This window comes from Priestia endophytica (genome assembly GCF_026790145.1).
Taxonomy (GTDB): Bacteria; Bacillota; Bacilli; order Bacillales; family Bacillaceae_H; genus Bacillus_I; species Bacillus_I endophytica_A.
In genome coordinates this window covers 246,424-261,161 of sequence record NZ_JALAMS010000003.1, presented here as the reverse complement: position 1 = coordinate 261,161, position 14,738 = coordinate 246,424, and the positions used below count along the sequence as shown (strand labels likewise).

The following is a 14,738-nucleotide window of genomic DNA, read 5'->3' as shown; positions in this document are numbered from 1 at the left end:
TCATTTATATTGTTACATAAGAGTGCTTGGTGACAAAGCCACCAAGCACTCTTTATTTTATCTTCCACAACATTGCTTATACTTTTTACCGCTTCCGCACGGACAAGGTGCATTACGACCAATATCAACAACGTTTGTTTTTGGTTTTTTCTTTACAGCTTTCTCATCAGATTCCTCTTTTGGATGAACAGCACTTTGACCTTGAGCTACTTCTTGACGTTCAAGATTGTTACGGATTTCTGCTTTCATGATGTATTTTGTTACATCTTCTTCAATTGCAGCAATCATACTTTCAAACATTGAGAAACCTTCCATTTGATACTCACGAAGCGGATCATTCTGACCATATGCACGTAGATGAATACCTTGACGAAGCTGATCCATCGCATCAATATGGTCCATCCATTTAGAATCTACTGCACGAAGAACGATAACTTTCTCGAACTCACGCATTTGTTCTTCGGCTAATTGTGCTTCTTTTTCATTGTAAAGCATTTTTACTTTTTCAAAGATAAGGTCAATCATCTCTTCTGGGTCTTTCATTTTCAACTCTTTCACATCAAGCTGACCTTCTGATAAAACATTGCTGTTCATATAATCAACAATTGCTTTTAAGTCCCAATCTTCTTCAAGCTCTGCTTTTGGTGTATGTGTTGCTACAACTCGTTCAATTGTAGAACGAATCATACCTTCTACAATATCACGTAAACTTTCAGAGTCTAACACTTCGTTTCTTTGCTTATAAATAACTTCACGTTGCTGACGAAGAACATCATCATATTGAAGAAGTTGTTTACGTGAATCAAAGTTATTTCCTTCTACTCGTTTTTGAGCTGATTCAACTGCTCGAGTAACCATCTTACTTTGAATTGGCTGTGAGTCATCCATTCCAAGACGATCCATCATACTGCGCATTCCTTCAGAACCGAAACGACGCATAAGTTCATCTTCCATTGAAAGATAAAATTGAGTTACCCCTGGATCACCTTGACGTCCAGAACGACCACGCAGCTGGTTATCAATCCGACGTGACTCGTGACGCTCTGTTCCAATTACTGCAAGGCCACCAAGTTCTCGTACACCTTCACCAAGTTTAATATCTGTACCACGACCAGCCATGTTTGTTGCAATTGTCACAGCACCCTGTTCACCAGCATGTTTAATAATGTCTGCTTCGCGCTCATGCTGTTTTGCATTTAAGACGTTATGTGGTACATTTCGTTTTGTTAGAAGCTGACTTAAATGCTCAGATGTTTCAATGGCAACTGTTCCAACTAGAACTGGCTGTTTCTTTTTATAACGCTCTGCAATATCGTCTGCAACAGCACGGAATTTTCCTTCAATTGATTTATAAATCAAATCAGCACGGTCATCACGAGCTACCGGTTTGTTCGTTGGAATCACAACTACTTGCATGTTATAAATATTGCGGAATTCTTCTTCCTCTGTTTTCGCTGTACCTGTCATACCTGAAAGTTTTTCATACATACGGAAATAGTTTTGGAACGTAATCGTTGCAAGTGTCATGCTTTCATTTTGAATTTCAACGCCTTCTTTTGCTTCAATTGCTTGGTGAAGGCCATCACTGAAGCGGCGCCCTTTCATAAGACGTCCAGTAAATTGGTCAACAATCACAATTTTACCGTCATCTACAACATAATCCACATCATTTTGCATCGCAACATGGGCTTTTAATGCTTGATTAATATGGTGATTTAATGCTACGTGTTGAATATCAAATAAGTTTTCAATATGGAAAGCACGCTCAGCTTTGCTCATTCCTTCTTCTGTGAGCTGCACTCCTTTTGTTTTCACATCATACGTATAATCTCTTTCTTGTTCCAGCGTACGCACAAAAGCGTTTGTTTGTACATAAAGAGACGTTGATTTTTGAGCCGTCCCTGAGATGATAAGCGGTGTACGTGCTTCATCAACAAGAATGGAATCGACTTCATCGATAATGGCATAGTTAAGCGGACGCTGTACTCGTTGATTGCGATAAAGCACCATGTTATCACGCAAGTAGTCAAATCCAAGCTCATTATTTGTACTATAGGTGATATCCGCATTGTATGCTTCAATTTTCTCTTCACGAGAAAGACTATTTACGTTTAAACCAACGGTTAAGTCTAGAAATCGATAAAGTTCACCCATTTCCTCAGCATCACGACTTGCTAAGTATTCATTGACCGTTACAACATGAACACCCTTTCCAGAAAGAGAGTTAAGGTAAACAGGCATTGTTGCTGTTAATGTTTTACCTTCCCCTGTCTTCATTTCCGAAATGTTTCCCTCATGAAGTGAGATTGCCCCCATAATTTGTACTTTATAAGGGTAAAGACCAAGTACACGCTTAGCTGCTTCACGTACAACAGCAAATGCTTCTACAAGCAAATCATCAAGCGTTTCTCCCTTGCTGTAGCGTGTTCTGAATTCAGCTGTTTTAGCTCGCAATTTTTCATCACTTAAGGCAGCCATCTCGTCTGCAAGCTGCTCTACTTGATTCGCTACTTTTTCTAACTTACTAACTTGGCGCCCACTTCCATCAAATACTTTTTTAAACAGTCCAAGCATGTAAAACGCTCCTCTATATTAAAATATAATCGAATGTTAAAAGTTTTATTTCTTCTATTATAAAATCGTGCTTGTCCTTTCCATTCTAGGAAAACAAGTCCCATACTTCTTCATTATTATAAACGATTCTACCTCAAATTGTAACATTCAGTACTGAAAAGTGCCAATGAACCGCAAATAGATTGTTTTTACTCTTTATTAACGTAAAAAGACAGCTCCATACGCTAAAGCTAATATAATCACATAAGGAGCACTCACTTTAAATTTTTCTAAAAGCAAGAAACTTACAACTGCAAGGCCTATTGTTTGAAATGAACCACTTGCTTCATATGAAGAAAAGAAAAAGTCGTATGCCATCACTCCAAGAAGAACCGCAATTGTAGGACGTACATAACTTGTTAAACGTTTCACTTTTGGTGATTCCTTATATTTCATTAAAATCTTTAAAAGAATAAGCATAAGCAATAAGGAAGGTGCAACTGTTGCAAAAAGACCAACAACAGATCCCAAAACGCCTCCAACTTCATAGCCAATATATCCTGCTATTTTAGTAGCAATTGGTCCTGGAAGCGCATTTCCAAATGCTAGTGCTTCACTAAACTCTTGATTTGTAACCCATTTATAGCGATCAACAACTTCATTTTGGATGAGAGGAATTGATGCAGGACCACCACCATAACCAAGAATACCTGGAATAAAAAAAGCTAAAAAAAGCTTAACATAAATCATCTTGAACGCTCCTTCTCTTCACCTTCTTTTTTACCACCTTTCTTAGTAAAAGCAGCTATTAGTAGGATTACAATAACGATAGCCGGATGAATATGAAGAAGTTCTGTTGCAATAAAACTTGCAATAATAAGAAAACCACCGCCTAATAAACCTAGCGATTCTTTTGATTTTTTCCAAAAGCTCCATGTTAAAGTTAACATCATAACTCCTACAACAGGAAGCACCGCATTTGATAATCCTTTTACCCATGGCTGGTCTTTATAAGCATATAAAAGATTAAGAAAAAGTATCATTAAAATAATAGTTGGGACTGAAGTAGCAATTACTGCGTTCATCATCCCGAAGATGCCGCCAATTCGATATCCAATATATCCTGCCATCTTTGTATTGATCGGCCCAGGAAGCGCATTTCCAAGTGCTAATACATCTGAGAATTCTTCGTCAGACATCCATTTATATTTTTTCACTACTTCATCATGAACAAGAGGAATTGACGATGGTCCACCACCATACCCTAAAATGCTTGAGCGAAAGAAAGCGATGAAAATATCTCGCTGCTTCATAATTCTCTCTCCTTTCTGGCTAAAACCTTATGTTTATCACAGCTTATTAACGAACTTAGAAGGCTGCTTGTTTCATTTTATAAAGTAAGAAACGCTTTGAACATACACTATCCTATCAACTTTCTCAAACTCTTTTTATGTTCCCCTTCTTTTTATAATACTTTTACAAAATAAGAAGGAACTTTCCCTCTATGCTCTCGTATATAACAATAAAGAACAATTTGTCAGGAAGAAGGGATGTAATATGAATTTAAAAAAAGAAGAGGATGTTCAAGCAGAACTAGAAGAACTTAGAGGAAAAGTAAAAGAACTAGAAAATGTTACCCAAACACTTTATGAAGAAATTCAAACTCTCCAAACGTCAGTACCTGCAAATACTCCCCGCGCCTCATCTCCATTAGTTGGACAAATTGGCGGGCTTGTATTAGGAGCCATCGCGCTTATCGGACTATTTTGGTTTTAAGAACAAAAAAAGCTAGGGAAATCCTAGCTTTTTAGGCTGATGCATGTGAACTTTTTGCTTTTCTTGCATCCCAATGATTTAGAAGTCTAAAGATAGGCGGCAGCATAATACAAACAATAATGATACGAAACACTTGAACAGCTACAACAAGGGTAGAATCAGCATGGAGGACAACAGATGTTGTAGCCATTTCTGCAATTCCTCCTGGAGCAAAAGCAAGTGCAGCAGTCACAAGGGAAATGCCTGTTAGTTCAGAAACAAAAAAGGCACAAACAAGCATTGCTACAATCAGTCCAATAGTGCTTACAAAAGCAACAAATATCGTTCTTTTTAGTCCTTGGAACATTCTTTTATGAAAACGAGAGCCAATACTTCCTGCTATAGCGAGTTGAGACAAAATCATCATGCTATGCGGCCAATAAGCAACAAGATCATAGCCAGCATACATAGAGGAAAGAGCTTGAACAAGAGCTACCGTTACCATTCCACCAACGAGCCATGGAGCCGGAAATCTAAGAATTTTACCAATGTAGTATCCTCCCCACGCTGCTAAAACAAGCACTAAAGACCAAATGATATGTGGAAATGCAAAACTTCCTCCGGCTGAAGCTGTTTCGGTTAAATGTGAAACAGGCTCTGAATAAGAAGAAAACCAAGAGGAAACAATCATTGGTATAGTCAAGACAACAAGAAAAACCCGCATTGTTTGAATGATACTTACAACGCCAGTATTTGCTCCAACTTCTTCCGCAATCCCAGGCATTGCACTCAATCCACCAGGTGCCGTCCCAAAAAAGCTTGTTAACATATCTGTGCTGCTACATTTCCATAATATAAATCCAGAAAGAAGAGCAAAGAAGATTGATAAAACAAGCACAACAATAATAGTGAACCAATTCTCGGCGAAAATTTCAATGATGGATAAATTGATTTTTTGACCAAGCTCAATAGCTAAAATACATTGGCCAATTCTAAGCCAGTATGGAGCAATCCCTTTCCCTTCTTGTAATTTCAAAAATTTCGGTCGAAAGAGAGAAAGTACAGCTGCTAAAATAAGCGTACCAAGCATCCAACCGATAGAAAGACCCGTTAATGAAAGGAGCAGTCCCCCTACTCCACTTATCAGAATAAATACTATGCTATAAAAGAATCTCTCATTTCTCATAGCTACTCCTTCTTTCTACACATCACTACCCCTTATAAATTACAAGAGCACCGTACATTTAATAAGAGATGTTATATCAAACTATAGTATAATAAGAGATATAAATAAAATATTATATTTTTATACTTAACCATAACTAATATCTATGACTTATATCGAGGTGATGACATGGATGAAAGAGATTGGCTTATTTTACGTACGCTTTACATCCAAAAAAATATTACCAAAGCGGCTAAGAGTTTATACATCTCACAACCTGCACTGACAAATCGCCTCCAGCAAATTGAAAAAGAATTTGGAGTTCAGGTTGTTATAAGAGGAAGACGAGGCGTCCAATTCACGCCACAAGGGGAATATTTAGCTCATTGCAGTGAAGACATGCTGTTACGCATTCAAAGCATAAAGGAAAATGTGCTCAATATGGAAGATGACTTCACAGGAACACTTAAGCTTGGGGTTTCAAACCTTTTTGCACAGTATTTGCTTCCTGATTTACTCAAAATGTTCAAAGATCAATATCCTAAAATTGAATTTAAAGTAACAACAGATCAAAGCAGTTCTATAACAAATCTTGTTCATAATGGCAGTGTACATGTTGGATTTGTTAAAGGGGATTATAGCTGGAATGATAGAAAACATCTGTTATTTCAAGAAGAAGTATGTATTGCATCAAAAGAGAAAATAGAGTTGGAAAATTTACCAAGGATGCCTCGGATTGATTACAGAGCAGACCCATTATTAAGAACACTTGTCGAAAACTGGTGGGTTGAAAATTATCCTCAGCCTCCTAATGTAAGCATTGAAGTTGATAAGGCAGATACGGCAAAGAAAATGATTATAAATGGCCTTGGTTATGCAATTTTACCTACAATGACGCTTAACGATGTTCCAACGCTTCATAAAATCCCTCTTCAAAACAAACGAGGAGAACTTATCTTAAGAAACACGTGGATGTTTTATCATGAGGAGTCTATGCAACTTAATATGGTTAAAGCTTTCGTGAATTTTGTAGAAAAAATGACATTTAAAGCTTCATAAATTTAAAAAGGACATAGCCTACTAGGCTATGTCCTTTCTTATTTTAAGCTTGCGGCTCAATTAATCCATATCTTCCATCTTTTCTTCGATAAACTACATTTGTCGCATCTGTTTCAGCATTCGTATAAACGAAGAAACTATGTCCTAGCATATTCATTTGTAAAATGGCTTCTTCACTATCCATTGGTTTAAGATCAAAACTCTTTGTGCGGACAACTTCGAATTCATCATCATCTTCTTGTTCGTCGAGAATCGTTGTGGAAGTTGTTCCTTCCATTTCAGCGAAAGCATATTTTGCTCCGCCCTTCTCACGTGATTTTCGATTCACTCTTGTTTTATGCTTGCGAATTTGACGCTCAAGCTTACTTACAACAAGATCGATAGCTGCATACATATCATCGTTTGTTTCCTCGGCTCTTAAGACAAGAGAATGAAGCGGAATAGTAACCTCTATTCTTTGGCCATCGCTGTAAACTTTTAAGTTCACACTAGCTTCGGAATTTGGCACTTCTTCAAAATAGCGCTCAAGTTTGCTAATTTTCTTTTCCACATATTCTCGTAGTGCTGGAGTGACTTCAATGTTTTCCCCTCTAATGTTGTAAATCATGGGAATTCCTCCTTTTGATCCAAGGTATGCCTCTACTATTTCTTTTCCCGACAAATTGTTTCTTAAACCTACGAAATAGTTAGAAAATTTAATTTTCTTGTTATATAGATTATCATACCTCTTCTCCCTTTGCAAAAGAAATAAATGGGAGACACAAAAAATTCATAAAGAAAATGTACCATCATGGCTTGTTGTACCATATGGATTAACATAGCGATTCTGTCCACGTTCCCGGTTTTTCAATGCTTTAATATCCTTTGAAATATTAAAGCGAATCTCACGCAGTTTTTCATCAATAGAGTCATTAAGCTTGATCATCGCTCTTCCAAGATCCTTCTCTTCTTCTGAAAAAGGCGGTTTAATAAGCTTTATAGCAATATCTCTATCGTTTAACAGCTGTTCAATATTCTGAATATGCTTATCCCGATCATGCTCTTTTTGTGAAAGTTCTTGCTGCAGTTTTAATGTTAACTTATATGCTTCTTTTACAGCATTCATTCATGATCATATCCTTTTGATGATCTTGTCTTTTGAATAACTTCTTTCCATGTATCTCTAAATTCCATAACATAAGATTCAACTTCTTCTAAAATGTCTACACTGCTTTCAATATTAGCCTTCATTAGACGTTGATTTATATAATCATACATCGTTCTCATCTGATCTGATAATTCACTTCCTGTTCGTAATGTAACCATCAGTTCTGTAATAATATTTTGAGCTTTAATTAAGTTCTTGTTTTTTTCCTCTACTTCTCCATTTTCAATTGCTGTCTTTGCTCTACGAATAAACTTTAAGCAACCATTATAGAGCATAAGTGTCAACTCTCCAGGGGTTGCTGTATTAACAGAGCCTTGCTGATAAGCTTGATAAGCATTGTTCATGGTTATTTCTCCTTTACTGCATGAAGTATTGTGATAAATAAGAAGACTGAGAGTTCGCTTTTTGGATAGCTTGCTCCATTGCTGTAAACTGACTCCAATAGCGATTTTCAATCATTTTCAAACGGTCGTTAAAATTATTAATACGCTCATCAAGATCATTAAGGCTTTTCCCAATTGTATATTGAGTATCAGACTGTCCTGTATTTCCTGCTCGTTTTTCAATTGTTGTAATGGTATCCTTTATTGTATTACGAAGACGCACTGCAATTCCTTGTGTATCATATGTATTCCCATTTTTTGAGAAAAACTCTGAAATGGCTTGTGGGTTCTCCTCAATTTGTTTCTTGAGCTTTGCTTCATCAATTTCTAAGATACCACCAAGACGATACTGCTTTGTTGTTGTGATTCCAATCTCAGATAAGTGATCAATGCCAAAAGATCCACCTTGTACTGATGTATAAAAATCAGACCTCATACTATTTAAAGCACTCGACAATGTACTATCACTACGAAGAAGTCCACTTTTTGCTTTTTCTTCCCACAGTTCAACCTCTTTATCAGACATCTCTTTCTTTTGATCACTTGTAAGTGGTGCATAGTCACGATAACGAGTTTCTCCCACTTTTTCATTAATCTTAGTAATTGTTTCATTGTACTTCGTAACAAATTCTTTAATTTTATCACAAATACCAGCAACATCTGTAGATGTGGAAATGGTAACAGGAGTGTTAGTCACTCCTGTTAAAGTGTACTTCATTCCATTCATTTCGAAAGTATTTGTTGTTTTTTGCATTTCAAATCCATCTATGATAACGGTTGCATCCTTACCTTTTTCACTTTCTTGAAGTACTGTACCGTTTAGTTGAAACCCTAGATTATCAGACATATATGAACTTGTGGAACTATCTGCAGCCCTAATTTCCCCGCCAGTTCCTGTCTTATTGTTTACAAACACAAGTGTTTCAACGTACTGACCACTTGTTGTATCCAGAATCCGTTCATTCATAGCTCTTACGCCCAAACTTGAACTATTAATTGCTTTTACAACATCATCAGCTGTTGCTTCTGCTTTAATAGAAAGTGAAACCTCTCGGGATTCTATACTTCCTGGATCTTTTACTGTGAATTTTAATTCTTGGGCAGCTGATGAAGAAGTGAAACCACTTGATTTGAATCGACTAGAAGTCGCAAGCTGTTTAACTTCTATTTGAGTAGAGATATTTTGGCTAGTGTTTACTGCTGTTGCTGTAACCTTTCCTTCCTCAGAAGAAGTAACTATTTTCTTGTTAAATGTACTACTTAGGATCATATTATCAAAAGTATAGTTACTTAATTCATTTAATAAGGTATTAATCTCTCTGTACTGATCACGTTGCCATTCTAAAGTTTGCTTCTGACCTGTTAATTTATTAAGTGGAACACGCTCAGCCGTCATTAATTTCTCAATCATGCTCTCCGTATCAATCCCACTTGCTAATCCACTGATCCTCATTCCAGTCATCTTCTCACCGCCTAGGTATTTTTATTTATATCGGCTTTTCTTTTTTCTTTTTAATAGGAAGTTAGCTCGAATTATAATCCGTATTTTCCCAAAAAAAATAAAAACCAAGACCACTCTTATGGCCTTGGTTTTCATTCATTCACAGCATCCTGAATAAGTTCAGTTAATGCCTCTGATCCTTTTTGGGTAAGATGAACTCCATCTCCCCCAAAATACTCGGGGTGCTCTAGGGATTCTTTATGCCAATTTATTAATTTTACGTTCTTATACTCCTTGGCTTTTTTAGCTAGTGTTTTATTAACTTGATCTTCCCATGAACGTGGAACACGTGTATTTACAAGATAAACATTTGCTTCATCGAAATATGATAGTAATTTATCAATCTGTTCATCTGTAAAATAACCATTTGTTCCAAGCTCAATAACAACAACGGAATCTTTATTATTAAATGATGCATATGAAGGAGCTATTTCAATTGCCTCATAAAGCTGTCTTCCAACCTTCCCATCAATTGTGATATTTGGGTATTTTTCATGGAGATTTCCTGCAATATCAAGCATAACAGAGTCTCCAATTGCAAATATCTTCTCAGGGGGATTTGATGACTTCTCTTGTTCATCCGCTGTAGAGGATTCTGATTCCTTCTCTTTTGAATCTGTGTCTTTTGATTGCTGAGATTCTTCTTTCTCTTTTACAGCGTGTTCCTCTTCATTTTGATTTGGAGAAACCTTAACGCTCGTTTTCTCTGGAGTTTCATGTCTTACTTCTCCCTTGGCTAGACCCGTTACACCAGCTGTAAATACAAGTACAATGAGAAAAATAGCTACTGTTGATAGTTTGCGAGTAATAGAAAGCTTTTTCCACGTTAGTGTTGTTGTTGGAATATAGCGTTTAAAAAATTGTCTAAACCCGTTTTTACGAATCGGCATCTCAATCATTCGATATGACCACTCTGCTACAACAAAAGTCACGAATAGCTGCAAAGCAATACGCCAATAATCTTGTGTACCAATCTCTTCTACAGGCGTTGTAAGTACAATAACTGGATAATGCCAGAGATAGATTCCATATGAACGTGAACCAATCCATCTTAATGGCTTCCAAGATAGCAATTTACCAAGAAGGCTGCTTGGATGGCAAATACATGCAATAAGAATTGCCGTATTTAAACAAAACAGTAGCATTCCACCTTGATATACAAAAGTTTGATATTCACTAACAAAGAAGAAGCAAAGTATAATAATAAGGAAAGAAACAATACTTACTCCGTTAAATATTTTTCTTACTTTCACAGGAAGTTCTTTTGTTGAGAGCCTTTTTAATGGCCAAACAAGCGCTAACCAACAGCCAACCAAAAGCTCAAATGAACGTGTATCTGTACCATAGTAAACACGACTAGGATCCATGCCTGGTTCGTAAAGCATTCCCATTGACATTGCTGAGATCAGAATCCCAACGAGAACAACGCATGATACTACACTTCTTCTTTTAAAAATATAGAAGCCAACTGCTAACAATATTGGCCATAGTAAATAAAATTGTTCTTCAATCGCTAAAGACCATAAATTCTTTAATGGTGAAGGAGATCCAAAGCTATCAAAGTATGAAAGCTTATGGAAAATAAACCACCAGTTGCTCGTATAAAATAAAGATGATACAGCATCTCCGCGTACAGTTGCTAACAGTTCTTCTTTAAATAAGACAACCCATACAACGGTTGCAATAATCATTACATATGCTGCAGGAAGTAATCGGCGAATTCGTCTTATCCAAAAGTCCCGAAAATCAAATGTTAGTCTGCTTCCATGTGAAGGTAAAATAATAGAAGTGATCAAGTACCCGGACAGCACGAAGAAAACATCAACTCCGAGAAATCCTCCCTTGGCCCAACTAAAATTCAGATGATAAGCAATAACTGATAACACGGCAAACGCTCGAAGTCCATCTAGTCCATAGACATATCGATGATGCGTTTTGTTGCTCAATATAAATTCCTCCAATAACCCTTTCTGTTTCTCCCTGTTGTGTACAAAAATTGTTCACATTAATGTAATAAAAAAAGAATTTTCATTTTAGCGTAAGTTATTTTAAGGAACGGAGATAAGGTCTGATGTGATTTTTAAATATATTCTGACTGACAATTATGTATACCTTTTACCCTTCTTCTACAAACTATATCAACAAAAAAGAGGTCTCAAAAAGACTCCTTTTCCATTATATATTTTCTGTAATTAAACTTCATCCCATTTTCAATAATAAGTCTTAAGCCCCACTCTTATTTACCATAATATAGGTAAAATTAACATTTGTCACTAATCAATTCACATAACAAAAAGGCTTTTTTCTCCATAAAAAAAGCAGCTAGAAAATGTTCTAGCTGCTCTCTTACTGAACCTTAATTGCTTGTCTCTTCTTTATAGTAACTTTTAGATACAAGCAGGCTTACAATATATCCAATTACCCCTCCAACAATTGCTGGAACAATCCATCCTAAACCAATTGAGTATAACGGTAAAATACTTCCGAAAAGATTGTCGATAAATGTAATATGAACACCCGCATCTCCTAGCCCATCAAAAAGACTAACAATAAATGTTAAAATCAAACTACCTTGATAAATTTCTGTTCTCCCTTTGAATAAAGGATGTAAAAATGTTAAGAAAATAAGCACAATAGCTAGTGGATAAATAATCGTTAATACTGGAACTGAAATAGCAATAAGCTGAGTAAGACCAATATTAGCAATGATTGCACTGAATACAGATAAAGTAATTGCAATAGCTTTATATGAAACAGACGGAAATAACTTATGGAAGAAAGCTGAACAAGCTGTAATTAAGCCAACGCTTGTTGTTAAGCAAGCTACAGTAATCATAAGTCCTAAAAGAATAGCGCCATAAGAACCGAAATAGTAATCTGAAACACGTGCTAATACTGTTCCACCATTATCTAAGTGACCAAGCTCTGAAACGCTTGATGCCCCCATATAAGAAAGCGCGGTATAAATTACAGCTAAAATCACGGCTGCAATAACAGTCGCCTGCACGCAAATTTTCATGATTTGCCCTTTTGTTTTAGCTCCCTTTTGTTTAATTGCATTAATAATGATGATCCCAAATACAAAAGATGCTAACGTATCCATTGTTAAGTACCCTTCTTGGAATCCCTTAGAAAAAGCATGTGTCATATATTCAGGACGCGGCGCTTGGAAAGGTCCAATAGGATTAATAAAAGCTACAAGAACCAAAATTCCAATAAAGGTTAACTTCAGTGGAGTCAATATTTTTCCTACTAAATCGACAATTTTCGCAGGATTTAGTGAAAAAAAGCACGCAATGCTAAAGAAAATAATCGTAAAAACAAGAAGTGGCCAGAACCCTGCATCTTCACCTAAATATTGAAGTACAAATGGATGAACTCCAATCTCATATGACACTGTTCCTGCTCTTGGCATTGCAAATAGGGGCCCAATTGCTAAATAAAGAACAACCGTAAAAACAAGTCCAAAAACAGGATTTACGCGGCTTGCTAGTGACTGCAAATCATCCTTACCAGAAAAGCCAAGAGCAAGTACACCAAGTAACGGCAAACCGACGCCTGTTACAAGGAATCCAGCGTTTGCAGACCAAATATGTTCTCCCGCTGTTTGGCCTAACATGGCTGGGAATATTAAATTTCCTGCTCCAAAGAAAAGAGCAAAAAGCATAAGACCGATAACAACAACAAAGGAAGTCGGTACTCTAGTTGACATATTCAAAACCTCCGTGAGAATTAAAATTAACTATTGTAGAAAACAATTAAAATTTTCCGAAAATTATAATCGAACACAATTTTAAGAACTATTAACGTATTATATACGTATAATTTCGGTATTTCAATATATAATTTTAGTTTTATTTTTCCTTTTCCAAAAGAAAACGCTTTAAATCTAACAAACAAAAGGACTAAAGAACCAGAATTTTTCATATATTTCTTTACAGTTACTGAAAAAGAACCTCTCTTGTATTAAAACAAGCTCGCCTCTTTTCCCTTTCTATCTCATTTTATCATCCCCAATAATTCTTTATTTAGTAAAAAGATTCTTGGTAAAACCTATTTTTTCAACTACAAATTAATACTTGTATGATTTTTTCAATTAATTTCTGATTCATAAAATGCTTTGTGTTGGAACGTCTTTCATTCTAAGAGATATTCTGTTTTTCATGCACTGAGATGTTTATCCCAAAAGCCATTCCAGTTTGAAATATGTAATAAGAACCGAAAGTAAGCAAGGGTCTTGTGAATACATAAATTTTACTTCTTTACCTTTTTATCCTTAATTCTCCCTTCCTCTTCATGTAATATAAAAGTATAGATAAAAAGGAGGTTATTCACATTATGTTATATATATGTACAACATGTGGTGTTCAATATGACAATATTCAACAACCTAAAAAGTGTATAATCTGCAACGATGAAAGACAGTATGTGAATCCTAATGGACAATCGTGGACAACACTTGAAGAGCTAAAGGACTCTTCATACCGAAATATCTTCTCTCAAGCTGAAGAAGGCCTTTATAGTATTAAAACAAGTCCCACGTTTGCCATTGGCCAAACCGCTTATCTTCTTCAAGGAAAAGAAGTGAATATTTTGTGGGACTGTATTTCCTATCTTGATGAAAAAACTATAGAGCACGTTAAGAGCCTAGGAGGAATTCATGCTATTGCCTTGTCCCATCCTCATTATTATTCAACTCAAGTAGAGTGGGCAGAGGCATTTAATGTTCCCCTTTATATTCATGGTGATGACAAACAGTGGGTTATGAGGGATAGTGAACATATCGTTTTTTGGGAAGGTTCGATGTTAAAGATTAGTCAGGATATTACGCTTTACCGCTTAGGAGGACATTTTAAAGGAGGCGCTGTACTGCATTGGGAAAATGAAGATGGTGTCTTACTTACAGGAGATATTATTCAAGTTGTAGCAGATCAACGCTGGGTTAGCTTTATGTATAGCTACCCAAATCTAATCCCTCTACCAGCCTCTAAAGTGAGCGAAATGGTAGAACAATTAAAGCCTTTACATTTCGATCGACTTTACAATGCTTTCCACCGTAGTGTAAAGGAAGATGCCAATAGAGCTGTGCAACGATCAGCCGAGCGCTACATTAAGGCTTTAGATGGCTCACTACTAAATATATAAATAAAAAAGAGTCTCCCTTAAAGGGAAACT

The 14,738-nt window shown here is 36.2% G+C and carries 13 protein-coding genes; 3 read left to right on the top strand and 10 right to left on the bottom strand.

Annotation, left to right across the window (positions count from 1 at the left end):
- Positions 1-57: 57 nt before the first annotated feature.
- The 3 genes from secA to MOC86_RS05480 form a co-directional block, all read right to left on the bottom strand.
- Positions 58-2,574 (bottom strand): preprotein translocase subunit SecA, encoded by a 2,517-nt coding sequence (secA, locus tag MOC86_RS05490; protein WP_268583163.1) that lies wholly within the window; start codon positions 2,572-2,574, stop codon positions 58-60.
- Positions 2,575-2,772: 198 nt separating this feature from the next.
- The gene (locus MOC86_RS05485) at positions 2,773-3,303 is read right to left on the bottom strand and encodes a chromate transporter (protein ID WP_268583162.1); all 531 of its coding nucleotides are present in this window, start codon (positions 3,301-3,303) and stop codon (positions 2,773-2,775) included.
- Positions 3,300-3,866, bottom strand: a complete 567-nt coding sequence (locus MOC86_RS05480) for a chromate transporter (protein ID WP_268583161.1) — start codon at positions 3,864-3,866, stop codon at positions 3,300-3,302. The genes MOC86_RS05485 and MOC86_RS05480 overlap by 4 nt, the downstream gene beginning before the upstream one ends.
- Before the next feature lie 244 nt (positions 3,867-4,110).
- Between MOC86_RS05480 and MOC86_RS05475 the strand changes: the two genes are divergently transcribed.
- Positions 4,111-4,329 carry a hypothetical protein gene (locus MOC86_RS05475; RefSeq protein WP_268583160.1) on the top strand — a complete coding sequence of 73 codons (219 nt, stop codon included), beginning with the start codon at positions 4,111-4,113 and terminating at the stop codon, positions 4,327-4,329.
- Positions 4,330-4,360: 31 nt separating this feature from the next.
- Here the strand turns inward: MOC86_RS05475 and MOC86_RS05470 are convergent, their stop codons facing one another.
- Entirely contained in the window at positions 4,361-5,494 is a 1,134-nt protein-coding gene (locus MOC86_RS05470) for an AbrB family transcriptional regulator (protein WP_268583159.1), read from the bottom strand.
- 168 nt (positions 5,495-5,662) lie between these two features.
- On the opposite strand from MOC86_RS05470, the gene MOC86_RS05465 reads away from it, so the two are divergent.
- Positions 5,663-6,532, top strand: coding sequence for a LysR family transcriptional regulator (locus MOC86_RS05465; RefSeq protein WP_268583158.1), 870 nt, complete (start codon positions 5,663-5,665; stop codon positions 6,530-6,532).
- Positions 6,533-6,575: 43 nt separating this feature from the next.
- On the opposite strand, the gene hpf is transcribed toward MOC86_RS05465, so the two are convergent.
- From hpf to brnQ, 6 genes are all read right to left on the bottom strand, one after another.
- Positions 6,576-7,139 carry a ribosome hibernation-promoting factor, HPF/YfiA family gene (gene hpf / locus MOC86_RS05460; protein WP_243516523.1) on the bottom strand — a complete coding sequence of 188 codons (564 nt, stop codon included), beginning with the start codon at positions 7,137-7,139 and terminating at the stop codon, positions 6,576-6,578.
- Positions 7,140-7,301: 162 nt separating this feature from the next.
- Complete coding sequence (locus MOC86_RS05455) at positions 7,302-7,637, bottom strand: flagellar assembly protein FliT (RefSeq protein WP_268583157.1); 336 nt, start codon at positions 7,635-7,637, stop codon at positions 7,302-7,304.
- Entirely contained in the window at positions 7,634-8,029 is a 396-nt protein-coding gene (gene fliS / locus MOC86_RS05450) for a flagellar export chaperone FliS (RefSeq protein WP_268583338.1), read from the bottom strand. The genes MOC86_RS05455 and fliS overlap by 4 nt, the downstream gene beginning before the upstream one ends.
- A 7-nt stretch (positions 8,030-8,036) precedes the next feature.
- Positions 8,037-9,524 carry a flagellar hook-associated protein 2 gene (locus tag MOC86_RS05445; protein ID WP_268583156.1) on the bottom strand — a complete coding sequence of 496 codons (1,488 nt, stop codon included), beginning with the start codon at positions 9,522-9,524 and terminating at the stop codon, positions 8,037-8,039.
- Positions 9,525-9,655: 131 nt separating this feature from the next.
- Positions 9,656-11,509, bottom strand: coding sequence for an acyltransferase family protein (locus MOC86_RS05440; RefSeq protein WP_268583154.1), 1,854 nt, complete (start codon positions 11,507-11,509; stop codon positions 9,656-9,658).
- Positions 11,510-11,919: 410 nt separating this feature from the next.
- Positions 11,920-13,275 carry a branched-chain amino acid transport system II carrier protein gene (gene brnQ, locus MOC86_RS05435; protein WP_268583153.1) on the bottom strand — a complete coding sequence of 452 codons (1,356 nt, stop codon included), beginning with the start codon at positions 13,273-13,275 and terminating at the stop codon, positions 11,920-11,922.
- Positions 13,276-13,901: 626 nt separating this feature from the next.
- Between brnQ and MOC86_RS05430 the strand changes: the two genes are divergently transcribed.
- Positions 13,902-14,708: a hypothetical protein gene (locus MOC86_RS05430; RefSeq protein ID WP_268583152.1), complete on the top strand. Its 807-nt coding sequence runs from the start codon at positions 13,902-13,904 to the stop codon at positions 14,706-14,708.
- Positions 14,709-14,738: the final 30 nt, after the last annotated feature.